This window comes from Amycolatopsis sp. NPDC114484, from assembly GCF_055633755.1.
The window spans coordinates 1-20,653 of sequence record NZ_JBVKDQ010000020.1 but is presented as its reverse complement, the minus strand read 5'-3'; the positions used below and the strand labels follow the sequence as shown (position 1 = coordinate 20,653).

At 68.6% G+C, this 20,653-nt stretch carries 10 protein-coding genes and 2 pseudogenes; 10 read left to right on the top strand and 2 right to left on the bottom strand.

The annotated features are described in order from the left end of the window. Positions 1–137 precede the first annotated feature (137 nt). Entirely contained in the window at positions 138–842 is a 705-nt protein-coding gene (locus tag ACZ7SW_RS35625) for a hypothetical protein (protein WP_470234764.1), read from the bottom strand. Positions 843–1,383: 541 nt separating this feature from the next. Between ACZ7SW_RS35625 and ACZ7SW_RS35620 the strand changes: the two genes are divergently transcribed. The 10 genes and pseudogenes from ACZ7SW_RS35620 to cas2e all read left to right on the top strand — a co-directional run bounded on the left by ACZ7SW_RS35620 (position 1,384) and on the right by cas2e (position 17,807). Continuing rightward, positions 1,384–2,568 carry a hypothetical protein gene (locus tag ACZ7SW_RS35620; RefSeq protein ID WP_470234763.1) on the top strand — a complete coding sequence of 395 codons (1,185 nt, stop codon included), beginning with the start codon at positions 1,384–1,386 and terminating at the stop codon, positions 2,566–2,568. 331 nt (positions 2,569–2,899) lie between these two features. Next, positions 2,900–8,035: a MobF family relaxase gene (gene mobF, locus ACZ7SW_RS35615; protein ID WP_470234762.1), complete on the top strand. Its 5,136-nt coding sequence runs from the start codon at positions 2,900–2,902 to the stop codon at positions 8,033–8,035. A 927-nt stretch (positions 8,036–8,962) separates the two neighbouring features. Continuing rightward, a complete protein-coding gene (gene cas3 / locus ACZ7SW_RS35610; protein ID WP_470234761.1) occupies positions 8,963–11,701 on the top strand; it encodes a CRISPR-associated helicase Cas3' in 2,739 nt (912 codons plus the stop codon). Then, positions 11,688–13,321: pseudogene (gene casA / locus ACZ7SW_RS35605) on the top strand (type I-E CRISPR-associated protein Cse1/CasA). Before cas3 ends, casA begins: the two are co-directional and overlap by 14 nt. Beyond that, positions 13,318–13,950 (top strand): type I-E CRISPR-associated protein Cse2/CasB, encoded by a 633-nt coding sequence (casB, locus tag ACZ7SW_RS35600; RefSeq protein ID WP_470234760.1) that lies wholly within the window; start codon positions 13,318–13,320, stop codon positions 13,948–13,950. The pseudogene casA and the gene casB overlap by 4 nt, the downstream one beginning before the upstream one ends. 28 nt (positions 13,951–13,978) lie before the next feature. Next, complete coding sequence (cas7e, locus tag ACZ7SW_RS35595) at positions 13,979–15,109, top strand: type I-E CRISPR-associated protein Cas7/Cse4/CasC (protein ID WP_470234759.1); 1,131 nt, start codon at positions 13,979–13,981, stop codon at positions 15,107–15,109. Continuing rightward, positions 15,106–15,828: a type I-E CRISPR-associated protein Cas5/CasD gene (gene cas5e, locus ACZ7SW_RS35590; RefSeq protein ID WP_470234758.1), complete on the top strand. Its 723-nt coding sequence runs from the start codon at positions 15,106–15,108 to the stop codon at positions 15,826–15,828. The genes cas7e and cas5e overlap by 4 nt, the downstream gene beginning before the upstream one ends. Continuing rightward, complete coding sequence (cas6e, locus tag ACZ7SW_RS35585) at positions 15,828–16,499, top strand: type I-E CRISPR-associated protein Cas6/Cse3/CasE (protein ID WP_470234757.1); 672 nt, start codon at positions 15,828–15,830, stop codon at positions 16,497–16,499. The genes cas5e and cas6e overlap by 1 nt, the downstream gene beginning before the upstream one ends. After that, entirely contained in the window at positions 16,492–17,454 is a 963-nt protein-coding gene (gene cas1e, locus ACZ7SW_RS35580; RefSeq protein WP_470234756.1) for a type I-E CRISPR-associated endonuclease Cas1e, read from the top strand. The genes cas6e and cas1e overlap by 8 nt, the downstream gene beginning before the upstream one ends. Continuing rightward, on the top strand, positions 17,451–17,807 hold the full coding sequence (gene cas2e, locus ACZ7SW_RS35575; RefSeq protein WP_470234755.1) for a type I-E CRISPR-associated endoribonuclease Cas2e: 357 nt from the start codon (positions 17,451–17,453) through the stop codon (positions 17,805–17,807). Before cas1e ends, cas2e begins: the two co-directional genes overlap by 4 nt. A gap of 1,211 nt (positions 17,808–19,018) precedes the next feature. Here the strand turns inward: cas2e and ACZ7SW_RS35570 are convergent. Continuing rightward, positions 19,019–20,402, bottom strand: a pseudogene (locus ACZ7SW_RS35570) (IS3 family transposase); the annotation flags it as partial. Between the last annotated feature and the right edge of the window lie 251 nt (positions 20,403–20,653).

The window sequence follows — 20,653 nt, the reverse complement described above, 5'->3', positions numbered from 1 at the left end:
AAAAAAAGAAAACGTCTCAGGACAGTCTCTGCGGGAAAAAAAACCCCACCCTCCGAGAGGGGGGGGGGGGGAGGGGCTGGGGCTCCTCCCCCCACCCCACACCTGTGTCAATCCTCTAGCGGATCTCGCTTCGGTAGTCACTGGTCGTCTGCTCCGGCCGCGTCGCCGCTCTCGGTTGAATCCTTGGCCGCTGCGTTGTTCACCGGCGCGTCTCTGGTCGCCGTCGGCAACGTGTTCGCTTCGCGCGCTCGCTCAGCGCTGTTGTTCGCCGCTGCGGCCAGTCTCCGTGCCTCGCGCACCGTGATACCGAGCAACTCGGCAGTCTCCGGCATTCCAGTCCCGGCTTTCCGGATTGTCACCACCGAATCCCCCATTGCTCCGCGCAGCTTCTCGATCTCGGCATCGAGCGCATCCTTGAGCTTTTGCCGTTCGGCTCCCGCCGCGTCGATCGCTCTCGCGCGGGCGCGGTCCAGGTCGGCCAGCTCGCGCTCCAGCTTTGCTGCGACTTTCTCGGCTCGGTCCGCGTGGCGTTGCTCCGCCTCCGCGATCGCTTCCGCCGCCGCCGCGAACGGTGCCAGTGCGTCTTCCACTCTCTGTTCATCCGCGCGGACGCGTTCGAGTCGTTCTGCGTGTGCTTCGCGCAGCGCCTTCAGCCGGGCGATCTCTGCACTTGACCGGCGACGGCGTGGTCCCTGTTCCTGTTGCGGCATGACGGCCTCCCTGAGCAGGGAGGGCTGCTTCGCCAGCTTAACCGCACGCGCCGGGTACGGGTTGCCGTGGCATTCGGGATAGTGCCGGGGCCCGCAGGGTCCCGGCACTATCGAACCGGCGGCGCACGGCACAAGTGCCGACATCGCCGTAGCGACGGCTCGCCAAAGCAACGACGCCGGTGCTGCCGCGACGCACCCAAGGGACAAGAAACCCCATTACATCGCGACGCGGTCAGTATAACCCGGGCGGAACCTATGCGTTGAACAGGCCAAACACTGGTCACCCGTGCCGGCCCGGTCACGTCCGCGGTGGAGGGATGGCCCCGAAATTGTATCGGCCGCTGCCCCAAATACAAGGGCACCCCACTATTTTTTGACAAAAAGCGCGTCAAAAAATCGCGAGGCCCCACCCTTGCATTCGGGTCCCCTTACGGCCTAGGTCAGGCATTAGGGGCAGGCCGGGGCCTGCCCCGGTCGGCTTCGGGGCCATCCCTCCACCGCTCTGCGGATGGTCGCCTTCCCCGCAGGTCAGCACGATCCAAAGAGGAGAGTATTCGACGTTGAAACGTTGAGAATAAAAACAAGAACCGGTAATATGTAGATTACCGGCCGACCCGGGGCGCCAAACCCGATCAGCCGGAACACCCAATAAAACAAGAATGGATTTACCGCCATGACAAGTACGGATTCCGCGAAGCGGTTTACCTTTGACCACGTCGTCGCGGCGCTCAGCGCCACGCCCCCGCGCGTCGCCTCTGCGCTGACCGCTCTGCGGTGGATGTTCGAGCATCGTTCGGACGCCCCGCAAGCAGTACTCCTCACGTGCGCGCACCTGCTCAACGCGACCAGCCCGACCGACCCGGACACGCTCGCTCGCGTCCGCAGGATGCACGAGCAGATTGCGGAACTCGCCCCGGACGCGCGACGCGCGTTCACGGCCTGCGTGCACACCACCGAGACCCGCGCGGCAATCACCGCACACCCCAACGACGTGACGGCACTACTGGCCGACCCTGCACAGAACCGCACCAAGGCGCGGCAGTCACTTCGGTGGCTCGCCACCCGCGCCGAAGGACATTCACGCGACGCGCTCCGCGCATGCCTCACGTTGTTGGAAAACCCTTCCGCCGACCACCCGACGGTGGCCGACGCAATTCGCACCGGCCACAAAGTGTGGCCGTTCATCGACCAGGACCACCGCACCCTGCTCACCACGTGCGTCTACGCCAGCCGCCAGCGTGCCGACGCGATCCGCGCCAGGCGCACCGAACAGGAACAGCAGCGCGAAGCCGACACCGGAGACATCCACCGGTGCGGAAGCTGCGACGGTAATCTCAGCATGGCACCGGACATGCCCTACTGCTCCGACGCCTGCCGCCGGGAAGCCGAATCGCACATTCTGCCCGACCCGAGCGCCGAGGCCGCACCGCAACCCATCCCCCGCCCCGCGTCCGCGCCGCGCGAACCGTTCGAGGTCCGCGCCCGCCGCTCCATGGTCGAGTACGAGCCCCGCACCGACTACGACGAGGACCACCGAGAGATTCAGCCCGCCATCCCCCAGACCGGGCGAGCGCGTAAGGACGAGCGGGTGTCGGATCAGTACGAGGACGAGCGCGGCGAGCTACTCGACGACCGCGACGACGTCACCGCGCAGGAGTGGAGGCGGATGGAGCGGTTCTACGCCAACCTCCACCGCCGCCCGCTCGCGGACGGCATGCTGTGCGTCGCGTGCAACCTGGAGCGGACCCCGTCCGAGCACCGAGCCGAACCGGTCGGGCGGTGCGCGCACTGCGCCGAACTCGACCGCCCGCCGCTGCGCTCCGCACGGCCCGAAACCCGCGAGATGATCGCGGCGTAACCCGCACCCTGCCAGGACGAAAAGCGGCCGCCGGTGAACCGGCGGCCGCTTTTCGCGTGTCCGCACCAAGTTCCGGCCCAGCTGGCAGGCAAGAGCCATGCCAGCCGGGCAGCGGCGTAATCCGCGCACTCAGCCGCCCCACGCACGCCAGCTACTCGCCCCGCCCGCACCACGCCCGAGGAGCACACCAGCCGCTCCGCCGCTGCCGACACCGTCACCACCGCGCCCCACCCCCGCGCCGCCCGCCCCGGCCCACGGCACCCACAGGACATCTTGCAGATCCTCTGAGTCAGGTGGGCGTCCGCGATTTTGCGGCGTACGCTCGACTTCAGTGATCGGCTCGCGGAAGCTGAGCCCTGGTGATCATGAGTACCTCACCAACGCGGTCGCGTGCCACGACCGCCGGCTCGACCCCAGCGAGCTATTGAGCGGGTACTACCTCTCCCACGGTTACCCGGCAGGCGAATGGTTCGGCACCGGTGCGCAGATTTTCGGGCTCACCGGTGAAATCAAGCCTGCGCAGATGAAGGCGCTCTTCGGCGAAGGCCGTCATCCGAACGCCGACGCAATCGAGAACGAATTGATCGCCGACGGTGCCACAGCGGCCGAAGCGCTGCGTGCGACAAGGCTGGGCCGCGGGTTTCCGGTCTACAGCGGCCTGGACCTCATGCGAGTACAGACCGCCCAAGCGTACAAAGACTACAACCGCGAGCATGGCCGTCCGATCGGTGCACCGATCGACGCCGAGACACGGCATCAGATCAGGCGAGCGGTCCAAGAACAGATCTACCGCGAAGCAACTGGCACCAAAGGCGAGGTCGATCCCACCGAGCTGGCGAAGTGGTTGGCAGAGGAGCAACGGAAGCTCCGCAAAGCAGTGTCCGGCTTCGAGTTCGTGTTCGCACCCGACAAATCCGTATCCGTCGCCTGGGCACTGGCACCGCCGGAGGAACGCGAACTGATCGCAAGCCTTGTCCGGCAAGCGATGCGGGATACGATCGGCTACGTCGAACAGAACCTCGCCTTCACCCGTGCCGGCAACCAGGGCCAGGCCCAGGTCGACGTCGACGGGATCACCGTGGCGGTTTTCGAACACTGGGAAAGCCGTGCCGGCGACCCGCATCTGCACTTCCACGCCTTGATCTCGACCAAGGTCCGCCGCTCCGAGGACGGCAAGTGGACCGCGCTCGACGGACGGCCGATGCTCGCCGGCACCGTCACCGCCTCGGAGTTCTTCGACACCCGCACCCGCGACCTGTTCCGCGAACACGGTGCGCGGTGGACTCAACGGCCCGCCAACGGCGTCGACCACAACCGCAAGATCTGGCAACTGGCCGCGGTCCCCTTGCCGCTGATCAAAGGATTCTCGCAACGAACGCGCCAGTTCGAGACCGCCCGCGCACGCCGGATCGTCGAGTTCCGTGACCTCAACGGACGTGAACCGAGTCCGAAGGAAATCTTCGCCATCGACCGCGCCGCCAAACTCGACGGCCGCCCCTGCAAACCGCCGCCGAAGTCCTTGGCCGAGCACACCGACGACTGGCACGGCTTCGCTCGCGACGTCGTAGGACAGGAGTCCGTCGACAAACTCGGACAACGAATCTTCTCCCGCAGTCCGGTGCCTTCCGCACCAGCGCCGGAACACGACCTCGACGCACTGGCCGAAGCCACCGTTGCCGCAGTCAGCGCGAAATACGCGCATTTCACCCGCTGGCACCTCGAAGCAGAAGCGCACCGACAGACCGCCCGCCTCAGGGTGCCCGCCGCCGCGCGGGCAGGGCTCATCGACCAGGTCGTGAACCGCGCGATTTCGGCATCGACCACACTCGCGCTCGAAGGCGCGACGCTCGTCGCCGAAGCACCCTTCCTGCGCCGGCGTACCGGAGAATCGGTGTTCCACGAGCACCATTCGACTCGCTACACCACCACGCAGACCCTGGCAGAAGAAGCCGACTTCGTCGCCTGGGCCAAGCGCGGCGGCGGCTACCGCATTCCGACCCGCGCCGTCCGCAAGGCACTCCGCTCCTCGAACCTCAACGGGGGCCAGCGCCGGATGGTCACCGGGTTCGCCAGCTCCGGCAAACGGCTGCAACTGGCGCTCGCTCCCGCAGGCACCGGGAAGACCGCCGCAATGAAGGTCCTGGCAGACCTGTGGCGGGGCCAAGGCCGGCAGGTCTACGCCTTCGGCCCCTCCGCCAGGGCCGCTCTCGGACTCGGTGTCTCGATCAGAGCCCGTCCGCACACCCTGCACCAACTCCCCACCGCGCTCGACCATGGCGTCGCCGAACGGAAATTCCCGATCGGCGAAGGTGATCTGGTCCTCGTCGACGAAGCCGCGATGGCCGGCACCCACACCCTCCACACCGTCGTCGCTTACGCGCTGAACCGCGGTGCCGACGTGCGGCTGATCGGTGACGACCGGCAACTCGCTGCTGTCGAAGCCGGCGGCGCGATCAGGCTCATCGCCCTCGACGTCGGCGCACTCCGCTTCTCCGAAGTCGTCCGATTCACAGGCCACGACAGCAAAGAACAAGCCGCTGCATCGCTCCTCATCCGCATCGGAAACGACAAGGGCATCGACTACTACCAGGACAGCAACCGGATCTCCTCCGGTTCCGTCGAAACCATGCGCGCCGAAGCGCTCACCAGCTGGCGACGCGACCTTCGGTCCGGCACCGAATCTTTGCTGATCGTGCCCACCAACGAAGACACCGTCGCGCTGAACCTGGAAGCCCGCGCGATCCGTCTCCGCCGCCACAACGAACCCGCGGGTCCCGAAGTCGACCTGCACGACGGCACCCAAGCCAGCGCCGGAGACACGGTCGTCACCCGGCACAACCGCCGACGCCTGAGCCTCTTCGGCGGTGCCGACTTCGTCAAGAACGGCGACACCTGGCACGTCGTCAAAGCCCACGAAGGCGGCCAGCTCACCGTCCGCCACGTCGAGCACGGCGCCAGGATCACCTTGCCCCGCAACTACGTCAGCCGCTACGTCGAACTGGCCTACGCAGCCACCGTGAACCGGATCCAAGGGATGACCAGCTCCGGCAACGCCCACACCCTCGTCCCGCCGACTATGACCCGCGAACAGCTCTACCCCGCGATCACCCGCGCCCAATGCGAGAACCATCTCTACGTCGTCACCCACCACCACGTCATCGACCTGCACCAGAAAACACCCGGGGTCGACCCCGATCCGGTCAAGGCCGCGCGCAACGTCCTCGTCGGTGTGCTGAAACACACCAGCATCGAACCGTCCGCGACCGAGGTCTACCGCGAGAACCTCGACCAAGTCGTCTCCCTCGCAACCCTCGTCGACCACTACAACTACGCCGCCACCTACCTCGACGAAGACACCTACCTGAACGCACTTCGGCGGCACGCCCCCGAAACCCTCGACACCAAAGCCGAAGCAGCGCTCGTCCAGACTCTCCGCAACGCCAACGATCTGGGCTGGAGCCCCGAACAACTCCTCCCCCGGCTCACCGCCGGATCGCCTCTCACTGGAACCGACGACCCCGCCGCAGTCCTCGCTTCCCGCATCACAAAATTCCTCGCTGGCAACACCACCGCGCCACCCGAAGGACACCCGGAACCGCGAGACGTCCACCGTTGGAGGCTGGCATTCGACGCGATCGCGCCCGACTCCGATGTGGAGAATCCGCATTGGGACCGCGTATGGCGCATCGCCACCGGTGCCCTGGCACTCGGCCACGACGCCGAATTCGCCCTCACCACCGCCGCGCACCACCTCGCCGCCCGACACCTCACTGCCGGCGACGGCTCCCCCGACCCCATGCCAGACCACCGCTACGCAGCCGATGCGCTGCTCCGCGAACTTCACGCGCAACAGCTACGCGGGCAAGTTCACACCCGCACGCTCCCCTGGCAATCACACCCCGACTTTGCCTCAGCCCGCAACCACCCCGGCCGACGCGAATACCTCGGCGAGATGAACGACGCCATCCACGACCGCCTCGAACACCTCCGCGCCGAAGCGATCCGCAACCCTCCAGCGTGGACTTCTCGCCTCGGACCTCGCCCCGACAACCCGGTCACCGCATGGGAATGGGACGAGATCGTCGGCCTGGCCGCCGCCTACCGCGAGACCTACCAGCTCACGAGCGACGACTACCCCGACATCCCGTTGGGCCCACGCCCCGGCACCCACGGCGCACGCACGCACAGCTGGGACGACCTCACCCTCCGCTGGGCCCGCTACGCCACCCCCGGCCCTCAGTCCAAGACTTCGACCGCACGCCAGACTGCCGAGTTCGCCCCTGACGACGTGCTCGACTATCTCGACGCCCAACACGACGACCGTCCCGAAACGCTCGACGTCCTGGTCAAGAACTACCGACAACTCGCCCGGGCCGGAGACGAGGACCGCTACCTCGACCTGCTCGCCCGCTATGTGCCCGCGACCGTCAACAGCGGTGCCGAACACGCCATCCTCAATACCCTCGCCGACGCCCAAGACGACGGCTGGCAAGCCGAACGCCTCCTGCACGCCGTCACTCGCGGCAACGACTTCAGCTGGGCTGACGCACCCGACCTCGCCCTCCTGTCCGCGCTTCGCAACTACCGCACCAACCGGAGACCACCCGCCCGAACCGCGAGCCCAACCGATGACGAAGTCGGACGCTGGCAGCAGATCGTGGCCCGGAACCTCCCGCACGCCAACGTGTCCGACCACACCTGGAGCACCGTTTGGCGTCATGCCGCCGCCGGACCGCTCGACTTCCTCGACCCCGACGACGCCCTCGACGCGGCCACCCGCGAGGTCGCGCACGACACGGCACGCGAGTCCGCCAGCCTCCCCGACCGAGTCGCGCGGACGCTCGTCGCCGAACTCGCCCGCCGCCATCGCCGGAGCGACAGCAGCCCTGCACTGCCGTGGCTCCCCGCCGCCGACATGCCCGCTCCCGGCGAACAGCCCGGCCGCATGAGCAGACTCGAACTCGCCAACGCTGAAATTCGGGACCGAGTCACCGCTATCAGCCAAAAGGTGACCGAGAATCCGCCGCCCTGGGCCGCCTCCCTCGGACCGCGCCCCACCGACCCAGAGCGCGCAACCCGGTGGGAGAACACCATTGCGCTGGCGGCGGCCTACCGCGAAACATTCCACGTGACAACTTCCCGCACGACAAGCCCGCTCGGACCACCCCCGACAGGCGAACACGCCCGCGCCCGCGCGTGGAGACTCGTCACCGAACAATGGAAAACCGACACCGCGCTGTCCGAACGGTCGAGCAGCACCGACGCCAGCGACAGCGCACCCGGACGCCATACGAAGGACACTCTCGATCGCGAATTCGACGACGGCGTCAACGCAGCCCGGCTCCGCCACCTCGACGCCGCGGGCACTCGACCTAAACAGCAACCGACGCACCCGACAAGCGGCCACCCAAGCGCCGACGAGGAAGAACGTCTCTCTCACGGTGACCGTGCCAAACACACCTACTGACCTGACGTGTGCGGCGGCAACCCATGCCCAGGTTCAGCACCACGCACCCGGGCCGCGACCGTCAGCGTCCGCACCGGATCGGGGCCTACGACCTCCCACAACGACCGTCGGTTAATGCCCGACTCGAGCCCAACCACCGCTAGTCGGGATGACAGGCACGGGGAGGCACGCGAAGAGCACCCGACACCTTGCAGCGGAGCCGAACGGAAGTGAATGAAAATGCGCCGACTATGCTGTAAAGTCGCAGGTCAAGAAGTGTTCTCCCCGCGCGAGCGGGAGTGGTCCCGGCTCGTGAAGGAAGCGCGGCCCGCAAAGCCGGTTCTCCCCGCGCGAGCGGGGGTGGTCCCGGGGTGTTCAGCTCCAGCACCCGGACGAACATGTTCTCCCCGCGCGAGCGGGGGTGGTCCCCATTCCGGCATCGCCTTCCCGAACCACCCCGGGTTCTCCCCGCGCGAGCGGGGTGGTCCCGTCTCGTCCCTCACCTCATGCTCGGTGCCGGTGTTTTCCCCGCACGAGCGGAGGATCCCCAACGCTGCTCGCGACCGCAGCGCGACCATCCAGTGGTTCCCGCGCGCGTGGGGTGGTCCGGTCTACATTGAGCCACGCCGCTCGCGAGTTGTCGCCGCGTGAACGAGGAGCGGTCCGCGCTGTGCCGGGCCAGCCCGCCCACGCTGGTCCCGCACCGCCAAAGCGGCCGTCACAAGATTCTGAGAAGAATCATTTAAAACGTACCGTTTTGCCACTTGGTCCACGGGTGCCATTCTCGGCATCGTCGCACGTGAATTCTCGCCGAACCACGACGTCGCCCGAGCGAGACCTATCGACGGTTGATCTCAGCCGCTTCCCGTCCTGTAACAGTCGTCGGCCTTACGACGTTTCTCTCTCTCGTAGGAGAGCGATTTTGCACCGTTGGGGAGGGGAGGGCAGTTGGCCGACGCGCTAGCTTTCAAGTCGGTGTGGGCCAAGTCTGTGCGGAATGCAGGCGGCCAGTTGACGCATTGGCTTCCGTTGCAGCAGCACTTGGACGACACCGGAGCCGTCGCCGACCTGCTTGTCGACCAGTGGCTGGCCGAGCAAGTGCTTTCCCGCCTGGCACGCGAAATTCCGGGCCACGACGGAGTGCGGGAGCTGGCGGTGTGGCTGGCGCGGGTGCACGACGTCGGGAAAGTGAGTCCCGCGTTCGCGGTCCAGGTTCCCGTGCTGGCCGACCGGATGCTCGCCGCCGGCCTGGTCGCGTCTCCGATGTTGTTTTCTCATCCTCAGCGGAGCCGGATGCGCCATGAGCTGGTCGGGCATCTGGCGGTGCGCGATTACCTCGTCTCTTTGCACCCGAACGACAAGGTCATCGCCGAGCAGCTGGGCAGTGTGGTCGGCAGCCACCACGGCGTCCCGCCGGAACTGATGTTGCTGCGGGAGGCCGAACAGTACCCGGGCCTAGTCGGGCAGAACGCGTGGCACGAAGCGCGCCAGTTCTTCCTGGACCGCGCTTCTGCGGAATTCGACCTCGCCCGGTACAGCGGTGCGCAGTTGAGCAGGCCGGTGCTGGCATTGCTGGCCGCGGTCGTGATCATGGCCGACTGGATCGCGTCGAACGCCGATTTCTTTCCCCTGCTCGGCGGCCACGAGGAACCGGCGGAGCTGGATCCGATCGGGCGGGCGGCAACGGCTTGGAAACTGCTCGGTCTGCCCGACCGGTGGCGGGCCGTCCCGGTGGAGTCTGATGTGGACAGTGCGGTGCGGTCGCGTTTCCTGCCGGATGCGCCTGGGGCGCGGCCGGTGCAGAAAGCGGCGGTGCAGGCCGCGCGCGAGGCGGCCGGGGCCGGGTTGCTGATCGTGGAGGCTCCGATGGGGTCCGGCAAGACCGAGGCGGCGTTGCTGGCGGCCGAGCAGCTCGCGGCGGACTCGGGTGCGGATGGGGTGTTCGTGGCGTTGCCGACGCAGGCGACGACGGACGCGATGTTCGGGCGGGTCGGGCGCTGGCTGGACGTGCTGCCCGGCCGCGACCGCGCGGTGAGCGTGACGCTGGCCCACGGGAAGGCGTCGCTGAACGACGATTTCGACGGCCTGGTGCGGCAAGGCTGGTTCGCCGCGGCGGGCGACGGCGACGAGACGCCGGTGGTGGCGCACACGTGGCTGCGGGGCCGCAAGAAAGGGATCCTGGCATCGTTCGTGGTCGGCACCGTCGACCAGGTGCTGTTCGCCGGGCTGAAGAGCCGGCATCTGATGCTGCGCCATCTGGGGCTGGCGGGCAAGGTCGTGATCATCGACGAGGTGCACGCCTGCGACGTGTACCTGTCGCAGTACCTGCACCGGGTGCTGCACTGGCTGGGTGCCTACAATGTCCCGGTCGTCCTGCTGTCGGCGACGCTGCCGGCGCAGCGGCGCGCGGAGCTGGTCAGCGCCTACGAGGGTCGTCCGGTCGAGATTTCCCCGGAGCTGGGGTATCCGGTGATCGTGGCGTCGGGCGTGGCCCCGCGGGAGCTTCCGATGCCGCGACCTGGTGCGGAGGTGGTGCTGGACCGCCTGCCCGACGATCTGGACGCGCTCACGGGGTTTCTCCTGCAGTACCTGGGCGAGGGCGGCTGCGCGGTCGTGGTGCGCAATACCGTGGCGCGGGCGCAGGAGACCGCAGCGCGGCTGGAGGAGGCGTTCGGCCGGGACCGGGTGACGGTGAACCATTCGCGGTTCCTCGCGTGCGACCGGGCGCGGATCGACCGGGATCTGTTGCGGCGCTTCGGTCCGCGCGGCGACCGGCCGGGGCTGCATGTCGTGGTGGCCTCGCAGGTCGTCGAGCAGTCGCTGGACGTCGACTTCGACCTGATGGTGACCGATCTGGCACCGGCGGACCTGTTCCTGCAGCGGCTCGGCAGGCTGCACCGCCACGACCGGGCTCGGCCCGCTCCGGTGGCTCAACCGCGGTGCGCGGTGGTCGGGGTCGAGGACTGGGACGAAGTTCCGGTGCGGGCAGTGGCCGGATCGCGGCGCGTCTACGGCGAGCATCTGCTGCTGCGGTCAGCGGCGCTGCTGGCGGACCGGGAGTTGGTGGCGTTGCCGGGCGACATCGCCGCGCTGGTGCAGGCCGCCTACGGCCCGGATCCGCTCGGGCCCGCATCCTGGCAGACGGCGATGGAACAGGCCGCCGCCGAAGAGCGCAAACGCTGCGAGAAACGGGTGAAGGCGGCTCAGTCGTTCCTGCTCGACGAGGTCGGGTCGACGCGGCATTCGCTGGCGGGCTGGGTGCGGGCGGGCGTCGGCGACACCGACGACGATCCGCGCGGTGCCGCTCAGGTCCGCGACAGCGCGGAGTCGCTGGAAGTGCTGGTCGTCCAGCACGACCCGGCGGGCGGTCTGTCCACTCCGGACTGGATCGACCGCGTCGGCGGACAGCCCCTCCCGACCGACCTGCCGATCGAGCCGGCGCAGGCGAAGATCGTCGCGGCGTGCGCGCTGAGGCTGCCGGTCGCGATGAGCCATCCCGGAATCGACCTCGACGTCATCGCCGCGCTGGAAGCCAACCGTTTCCCCGGTTTCGACGCCTCTCCCCTGTTGCGCGGCCAGCTCGTCCTGGTTCTGGAGCCGGATCGCACCGCGGTCGTGAAACACGGCAAGGCCGACTTCCGGCTGGTCTACAGCCCCCGTGAAGGACTGATGCATGAGCGACGATGAACGCGTTTCCTTCGATCTGGCCGACCAGCCCTGGCTGCCGGCCCGGACACTGCTCGGCGAACAGGTCGAACTCTCCCTCGCCGAGGTGTTCTCCCGGGCCCACACGCTGTCCGGGTTGACGGGAGAGGTCGGCACCCAGGTGTTCGCGCTGACCCGGCTGCTGCTGGCGGTCCTGCACCGCGCGGTCGACGGGCCGCGCGACCTCGACCACTGGGAACAGCTCTGGGCCCGGCCCCGGCTGGCGTCCGCCGACGTCGCGTCCTATTTGGACAGACATCGCGACCGGTTCGACCTGTTCCATCCCGAGACCCCGTTTCTTCAGGTCGCCGGGCTGCGCACGGCCAAAGGCGAGGTGCCGGAGCTCAACAAGCTGATCGCCGACGTCCCGAACGGGCATCCGTTCTTCACCTCCCGCCTCGGCGGGCCGCTGCGCCTGTCCTACGCCGAAGCGGCGCGCTGGCTCGTGCATTGCCACGCGTTCGACCCCTCGGGAATCAAATCCGGCGCCGAAGGCGACATGCGCGTCAAAGGCGGCAAGGGCTACCCGATCGGCGTCGGCTGGTCCGGGAACCTCGGCGGCATCGTCCCTGAAGGACCCACGCTGCGCGACACGCTGCTGCTCAACCTGATCGCCGCCGACTCCGCCGCGCTCAAGCGCACCCCGCCGATCTGCCCGCCTGGGAACGCATTCCCCCGGGCCCGGGCGAGGAAACCGAGGGCGGGCGCGCGCCGGCCGGGCCGGTCGACCTCTACACCTGGCAGTCGCGGCGAGTCCGGCTCGTCCGCGAGGGCGACGCGGTGACCGCCGTACTGATCTGCAACGGCGAACGCAGCACACCGCAGAACAGGAACCAGGTCGAACCCCACACCGCGTGGCGGCGCAGCAAAGCCCAGGAACGCAAAAGGCGCGAGGCCCTGGTGTACATGCCGCGCGAGCACAATTCCGAGCGCGCGGTGTGGCGCGGCCTGCAGTCTTTGCTGCCCGGCGCGGAAAGGGGCCAGAACGGCGACGCCTCGGCGTTCCTGTCCCCCGCCGTGCTGGAATGGATCGCCGAGACCGCCCACATCGTCGGCCGCGACATTCCAGTGCGCCTGCACACGATCGGCATGTCCTACGGCGCGCAGAACTCCACGACCGCGGACATCCTTGACGACAGCCTGGAACTGCGCTCGGTCCTGCTCGGCCGCGGAGCCGGGGACCTGGTCCGCACCGCCCTCGACGCCGTCGCCGCCGCGGAGAAAGGCGCGCGGGCCGCCGGCGCGCTGGCGCTCAACCTCGCCGCCGCGGCCGGCGCGGGCAAAGGCGAACGCGACGGCCCCCGCGCCCGAGCGACCGAACTGGCCTACGCCGAACTCGACCGGGAATTCCGCGCATGGCTGCGCGAACTGCGCGCCGGGACCGACCCGATCGCCGCCGCGGCCGCGTGGCACCAAGCCGCCGACCGGCTTGTCCGCCAGCTCGGCACCGACCTGCTGGACCGCGCGCCGTCGACGGCCTGGAGCGGCCGCGCCGTCAATAAGCGGCTAATGACCTCCGCCCACGCCGACCGGTACTTCCGCGCCGCCCTGCGCGACGCGTTCCCCTTCGCCTACGCCGACACCTCCGAGGTGGCATCGTGACCGAAATCCGCCAGCCAGCCCCCGCCAGAGACCGATGGGCGGAGCTGACACCGGCCGGAGCCGAAGTGCACGCCCGGATCCAGATCTTGCAGGAAGGCGTGCTGGCCAACCGCTCTGCCGCCGTCGCCGGACTCGCGCGGCTGCGCCGCGGCATCGGGAAACCGCCCGGCAGCGTGCCCGAGATCCTGCAGTACACGGTATCGGAGAACTTCGCCCCGCCCGGTGCCAGCGACGACGCCACCGCGGCCGAAGTCGCCGCCCACCTGGCTCTGACGCTGTACGCGGCGCACCAGCAGTCGCAGCGCAAGCGGATGCACCAACGGGGCTGGGGCCTCGGACGGGCCCTGCGCCGCCTGCACCCGCAGGACTTCGGTGACAAGGCTCCCCCTGTGCTGCACCGGTTCCGCGCGCTCGGCGCCGCACAGAGCGTCGACGACCTCGCATACCACCTGCGCGGCACGGTGCAACTGCTGCGCGCGCAGGCCCAGCCGCTGGACTACGCGCGCCTGGCCGACGAACTCATCCGCTGGCAACGCCCCGGCGGTGCCTCGACCGTCCGGCTGCGCTGGGGCCGCGACTTCTACCGCACCCCGCCGCCGGACGACCCCGCACCCGGCAAATCCCGCTGAATCTCTTCTACCGCAAAGGAATCCGCTCATGGCCCGCACCATCGTCGACATCCACGTCATCCAGACCGTCCCGCCCAGCAATCTCAACCGCGACGACACCGGCAGCCCCAAAACCGCCGTCTACGGCGGCCGCCGCCGCGCCCGGGTGTCCAGCCAGGCGTGGAAACGCGCCGCCCGCGACGCGTTCGCCGACCTGCTCGCCCCCGTCGCACTCGGCGTCCGCACGAAACGCGTGGTCGAACTGCTCTCCGAAGAGATCGTCCGCCAAGACGCGACGCTGACCGAGCGCGCCGCGGAGCTGGCCGAGGCCGTCCTGACCGCCGCCGGCTTCAAGATCGTCGCCGCCCGCAAGAAGGAGGCTCCGAACGAATCGGAGTTCCTGCTGTTCCTCAGCAACCGCCAAATCCAGAACCTCGCCGAGCTCGCCCTCGCCGCAGCCCGCGCCGACGGCAAGCTCACCATCGACAAAACCGCCGCACGGGCCAGGGCAGACCAGGACCACTCGGTCGACGTGGCGTTGTTCGGCCGCATGGTCGCCAACGCCACCGACCTCAACGTCGACGCCGCCTGCCAAGTCGCGCACGCCCTCAGCGTGCACGCCGTGGACACCGAGTACGACTACTTCACCGCCGTGGACGACCACAAGAACAACGACGACGAGGATGCCGGCGCCGGGATGATCGGCACTGTCGAGTTCAACTCCTCCACCCTTTACCGCTACGCCACCGTCGACGTCGACCGGCTCCGCGACAACCTCGGCGACGACGCCGCCACGACCCGCGCGGTCGAAGCGTTCGCCACCGCGTTCGTGTGCAGCATGCCCACCGGCAAACAGAACACCTTCGCCAACCGCACCCTGCCCGATGCCGTGCTGATGGTGGTCCGCGACACCCAGTCCGTCAACCTCGTCGGCGCGTTCGAGGACGTCGTCGAGGACAACGCCGACGGCGGCCGCACCGTCGCCGCCGTCGCCCGGCTGGCCGACCACGCCCGCGAACTCCACGCCGCCTACGACGAGCAGCCCGTCGCCGCGTGGGTGTTCGGCGTCGGCGACAAACGCATCGCGCCGCTGACCGAACTCGCGCAGCGCACCACCTTCCGGCCCGCCGTCGAATCCCTCGGCGCGCTGACCGCCGAGCGGCTGGCCGAACGGCAGTGAGCACGCTGCTGCTGCGGCTCGCGGCCCCTTTGCAGTCGTGGGGAACCGGCAGCCGGTTCGTCCGCCGCAACACCGACCGGGCCCCCAGCCGCAGCGGCGTGCTCGGCCTGCTCGCCGCCGCCCAGGGCCGCCGCCGCACCGACCCCCTCGAAGACCTGCTCGAGCTGAGCATCGCCGTCCGCGTCGACCAGCCCGGACAGCTCGAACGCGACTTCCAGACCGCCCGCACCCGCGACGGCACCACGTCGATGCCCCTGTCCTACCGTTTCTACCGCGCCGACGCGATCTTCGCCGTCGCCGTCGAAGGCGACCACGAGCTGCTCGACACCATCCAAGACGCCTTGCGCCGCCCCGTCTTCCCGCTCTACCTCGGACGCCGCTCCTGCCCTCCCGCGGGCAAGCTCCTGCACGGCCTCCACCCGAATACCGGCATCACCGTCCTCGGCGAGCACCCGTGGCTGGCCTCACCCGCAGTCCAGAAACGCCACCGCCACCCCACCGTCGACCTCGACCTGGTCGCCGACTGCGCCCCCTACACCGCCGACGCCGAACTGGTCCAGGACGATCCGATCAGCTTCGACCCCCAGCACCGCCAGTACGGATGGCGCACCGTGCACCGCACCCACGCGACCGTCCCCAACCCCGCCCACCGGCCCGCCGCCGACACCGGCGGCGCCGACCCGCACGACCCGATGGCGGCGTTCGAAGGAATCGCCTGATGCACCTCACCCGGTTCGAGATCAACCCCGCCCGCCGCGACGCCCGCACCCTGCTGGCCTCGCCCCAGAAACTTCACGCCGCCGTCCTCGCCGCCTTCCCGCCCCGCGACACTCCCCCGGAGCAGGGACGGGTGCTGTGGCGCGTCGACCGCACCGGCCAGCACCGAGCCGCGCTGTTCATCGTCAGCCCGCACCGGCCCGACCTCACCCACCTCGTCGAACAAGCCGGCTGGCCCGCCACCGACACCACCTGGGACACCCGCGACTACCAGCCCCTTCTCGACCGCCTCGAGGCCGGCCAGCACTGGGCGTTCCGGCTCACAGCCAACCCCACCGCCAGCCGCCGCAAAACCCCTGACGCCGCCCGGTCCCAGCGCTTCGCCCACGTCACCGTCGCCCAGCAGACCGACTGGCTCCTCGCCCGCGCCGAACGCCTCGGCTTCGCCGTCCCCGCCGGCGACCACAAAGAACCCGACGTCGCCGTCCGCGGCCGCGAGCACACCGCCTTCGCCCGCCAAGGCAAAAAAGTCACCCTGGCCACCGCCGTCTACGAAGGACACCTGCGCATCACCGACCCCGCGGCCCTGCGCACCGCGCTCACCGAGGGCATCGGCCCCGCCAAGGCCTACGGCTGCGGACTGCTCACCCTCGCCCCCGTCCGCCGTGCCTGACATCCCCGGCGCACCGCCGGTCCCCCTCTCCCACCTCGTCCGCGCCCAGGACCGGCTCTCGTTCCTCTACCTCGAACACAGCGTTATCCACCGCGACGACAACGCCATCACCGCCACCGACAAACGCGGCACCGTCCACATCCCCGCCGCCACCGTCGGAGCCCTGCTGCTCGGCCCCGGCACCACTGTCAGCCAGCAAGCCATGGTGCTGCTCGCCGACAGCGGCGCCACCGCCGTCTGGGTCGGCGAACACGGCGTCCGCTACTACGCCCACGGACGCCCGCTCGCCCAATCCACCCGCCTCCTGCACCAACAAGCGGCACTCGTGTCCAACCGGCGCACCCGGCTCGCCGTCGCACGCCGCATGTACGCGCTGCGTTTCCCCGGAGAAGACATCGAAACCCTTACCATGCAACAGCTCCGCGGACGCGAAGGCGCCCGCGTGCGCCGCCTCTACCACCAGCACGCGCAACGCACCGGCATCGAATGGACCCGCCGCGACTACGACACCGCCGACTTCGACGCCGGCACACCCGTCAACCAAGCCCTCTCCGCCGCCAACACCAGCCTCTACGGCGTCGTCCACGCCGTTATCGTCGCCCTCGGCTGCTCCCCCGGGCTCGGGTTCGTCCACACCGGACACGCCAAATCCTTCGTCTACGACATCGCCGAGCACTGCAAAGCCGACATCACCATCCCCATCGCCTTCGACATCGCCGCCCGCGACGTCGCCGACATCGGCACCGAAACCCGCCGCGCCGTCCGCGACCACATCCGCGCCACCGCCTTCCTCGACACCTGCGTGCGCGACATCAAAACCCTCCTCGACAACGACGACACCGTCGAATACGGGCCCGAAGCCTTCGACGACACCAGCAACGTCGTCATGCTCTGGGACGACCGCGGCACCGCCGTCGCCGCCGGCACAACCACGACCTCGACGAAGGACCAATGACCGTTCTCGTGATCGCCGCCTGCCCCGTCGGCCTCCGCGGCCACCTCACCCGCTGGCTCCTGGAAATCTCACCCGGCGTCTTCGTCGGCACCGTCACCGCCCGCGTCCGCGAACTCATGTGGACCCGCGTCACCGACATGGTCAACAACGGCCGCGCCATCATGGTCTTCCACGCCGACAACGAACAAGGCACGGACTTCCGCGTCCACAACCACACCTGGCAGCCCACCGACTACGACGGCATCCACCTCATGCTCCGCCCCCACACCCCACCCGCCGACGACACCCCCGACACCGCACCCACCCGCAACTGGAGCACCGCCGGCCGCCTCCGCCGCTACGGACGACGCTGACCCCCTGACCCCACTCCCACAGCCGGGACTTCTCCGCCCGGCACGGCCCCCAGCCCGTCAAAGCGAAGCAAAACCGGGCACCTGGCAGGCAAACTCCCTGGTCAAGAAGCGTCTTCCCCGCGCGTGCGGGGGTGGTCCCTCGGCCTGCCGGGCCTCGTCGTCGCCGATCCGGTCTTCCCCGCGCGTGCGGGGGTGGTCCGGCGCTCGCCGTGGTCGCCACGATCGCGGCCGTGTCTTCCCCGCGCGTGCGGGGGCGGTCCGAACGCGCCCTGGACCGGCACGATCCGCGCCTGGTCTTCCCCGCGCGTGCGGGGGTCCCACCTGACTCTGCTGCTGGTGTCGCTGGTCGGCGTCTTCCCCGCGCGTGCGGGGGTCCGGCGTCGATGTTCATCCAGCCCCAGCTGCCGTCGTTGTCCCCGCGCGAGCCGGGTGGTCCTCCGTCGTCGTAAAGGTCCCGGTTGATCGCCAGGTTCTCCCCGCGCGAGCGGGGGCCAGCCCGCCCGGCGTCTCCCCACCGGGTGACGGTTCGCGTCCTCCCCGCATGAACGGAGGTAGCTCCGGTCATCGAAGCGATCGCCACAAAGCCAATGCCGGCCCGCGCGTGCGGCCCGGCCCCTCTCCGAGCCTGAACTACAACGGCAACTCCCGCGCATGAAGGGGTCCAGCCAAAGGCGTGGTGTCAATGGCCAGTTCGTTCTCCCCTCCACCAGCCCCTGCTCGCCCTCGGCCTCGAACCGCTTGAGCCAGGCATGCACCGACTGCCGCGACGTCCCGAACTGCCGTGCCACCTGCGCGACCGGGACACCGTCGAGAACCTCCATCACCGCCCGCCGCCGGTGCTCAACCCGCCACGTCCGATCGTCGAAGTCCTCATCCACCGCGTCCGTCACCGGAAGATCATGGCCTACCGACGATCACCATCCGTCAAGCATCTATCCGAACCGTCAAGCAAGTCCCGGATCCAACCTGTCCAGCATGTCCTGGACCAATACACGAGCGGGGACAACATCTGGCCGCCTACGGGGAGAACGAACTGGCCATTGACATCCAGAGAACCGGGTATGCGACGCAATCGGTTCGAGCGAATCTCCCCCGCCTCGCGCCCTACTTGCCGGTTGGCGCTACCGACTCAGCCGGATCCGGCAGGAGTGGTCGACCAGTTCTCGGCGTCCTCGAAGAGCTTCTCCACGGCGGGTCTCCTGGTTGGTGTCGTCGGTTGGTCGGTTGATCCAGACGGTGTCGGGGAGATCGAGCACCTTCGGTGCGGTGGTGATGCCACCGAACCGGTGCGGGTGCCTGGCGCGGGCCTCGGCGAGCACGACGCGTCGTTCGGCGGCTTTGGCGGCCGCCAGGCCGAAGTGGACGTCAGCCGGGGTGTGCAAGCCGATGCCGGTGTGTCGATGCTCGTGGTTGTACCACTGGGTGAATTCGTCCGTGAATCGTCTCGCCTCCGGCAGTGATCCGAACCGTTCAGGGAATTCCGGACCATATTTCAACGTCTTGAACAGTGATTCCGAGTACGGGTTGTCATTGGACACCCGCGGCCGCGAGTGCGATCGGGTGACCTCGAGATCGGCGAGCAAGACAGCGACGGTTTTGCTGGTCGTCGACGTGCCCCGATCGGCGTGCACGACCTGCGGAACGCCGTGGACCGTGAAATCTGTTCCATCAGTTCCTTGGCCAGGACACCGGATTCGTGGGCGTGGACATGGACACCGAAGATGAACCGGGAGTAGATGTCGATCATCACGTAGGCGTCGAAGTAGGCGCCTTTCACCGGACCTGCGAGCTTGGTGATGTCCCAGCTGTAGACCTGCCGGGCCGCGGTCGCGACCAGTTCCGGGCATACTGCCGCGGGGTGGCGCGCCAACCGGCGGCGTTCCTTGACCTGCTTGTTCTCTGCCAGCACCCGATACATCGTGGACACTGAGCACAGGTAGACGCCCTCATCAAGCAGATGGGCGTAGATCTGCAGCGGCGCCATGTCCACGAACCGTGTGCCGGTCAGGACCTCCAGAATCCGCAGGCGTTCGGAAACGGTCAGCTTGTTGACCGGATCCGGCGCCGGTTGCGGCACGACGACCGGTGTCGGCGCGGCGGCGGCCTTGCCGTGACGGATCGCCGTCGAGCGCACCAGACCGGTCAACAGGGCGGCCTGCCTGGTCGACACACCATCGGCGGTCATCGACGCACAGGCTTGAGTCAACGCTTCTTGTGCTTCTCGTCGGAATCCGCTCTCTCGGAAAGACTTTCCAAGAGAGCGTGCGCTTTTCCCATGATGTCCAGGGCGGTTTCGGTGGTGTTCAACCGTTTGTTCAAACGGGCGTTTTCCTGCGTGAGCCGGGCGATCTCAGCTTGCTCCGCGGACAGCTTGCCGACCTTCTCGCCCGGTTTCTTGCCCGTCAGCGCGCCGGCGTCGCGTTGCTTGCGCCACTCGCTGATCAACGACGAGTACAAGCCTTCCCGCCGCAGATACCCACCGCCGTCGCTCTGTCCGCACGCCGCCTCGTAGGCCTCCAGATGGGCGAGTTTCTCCGACGCGGTGAACGCGCGCCGCCGCCGCGGCCCGTCACTGCGTGGGTGCTGGGAAGCCATCTGCTCATTATCGCCCTCGACCAGCGAGAACATGCTTGTGCGGGTCATCTCAGTCGATCCGTATCTCGCCCTGCATCAGGCCGTGTTGCTGTGAACCAGCGGACTCAACTCACCCTGACACGCAGGGAGCAGCCGGCCACGCCGGTCGCGTTTCCTGAGTCGTGCGCTGGCTAGCGGCAAGCGCTCATCTCGACGCTGAGGGCCCGCTGTGCGCGGTCGCTGATGAGTTGTGTCTCGTTGAGACGGGCCAT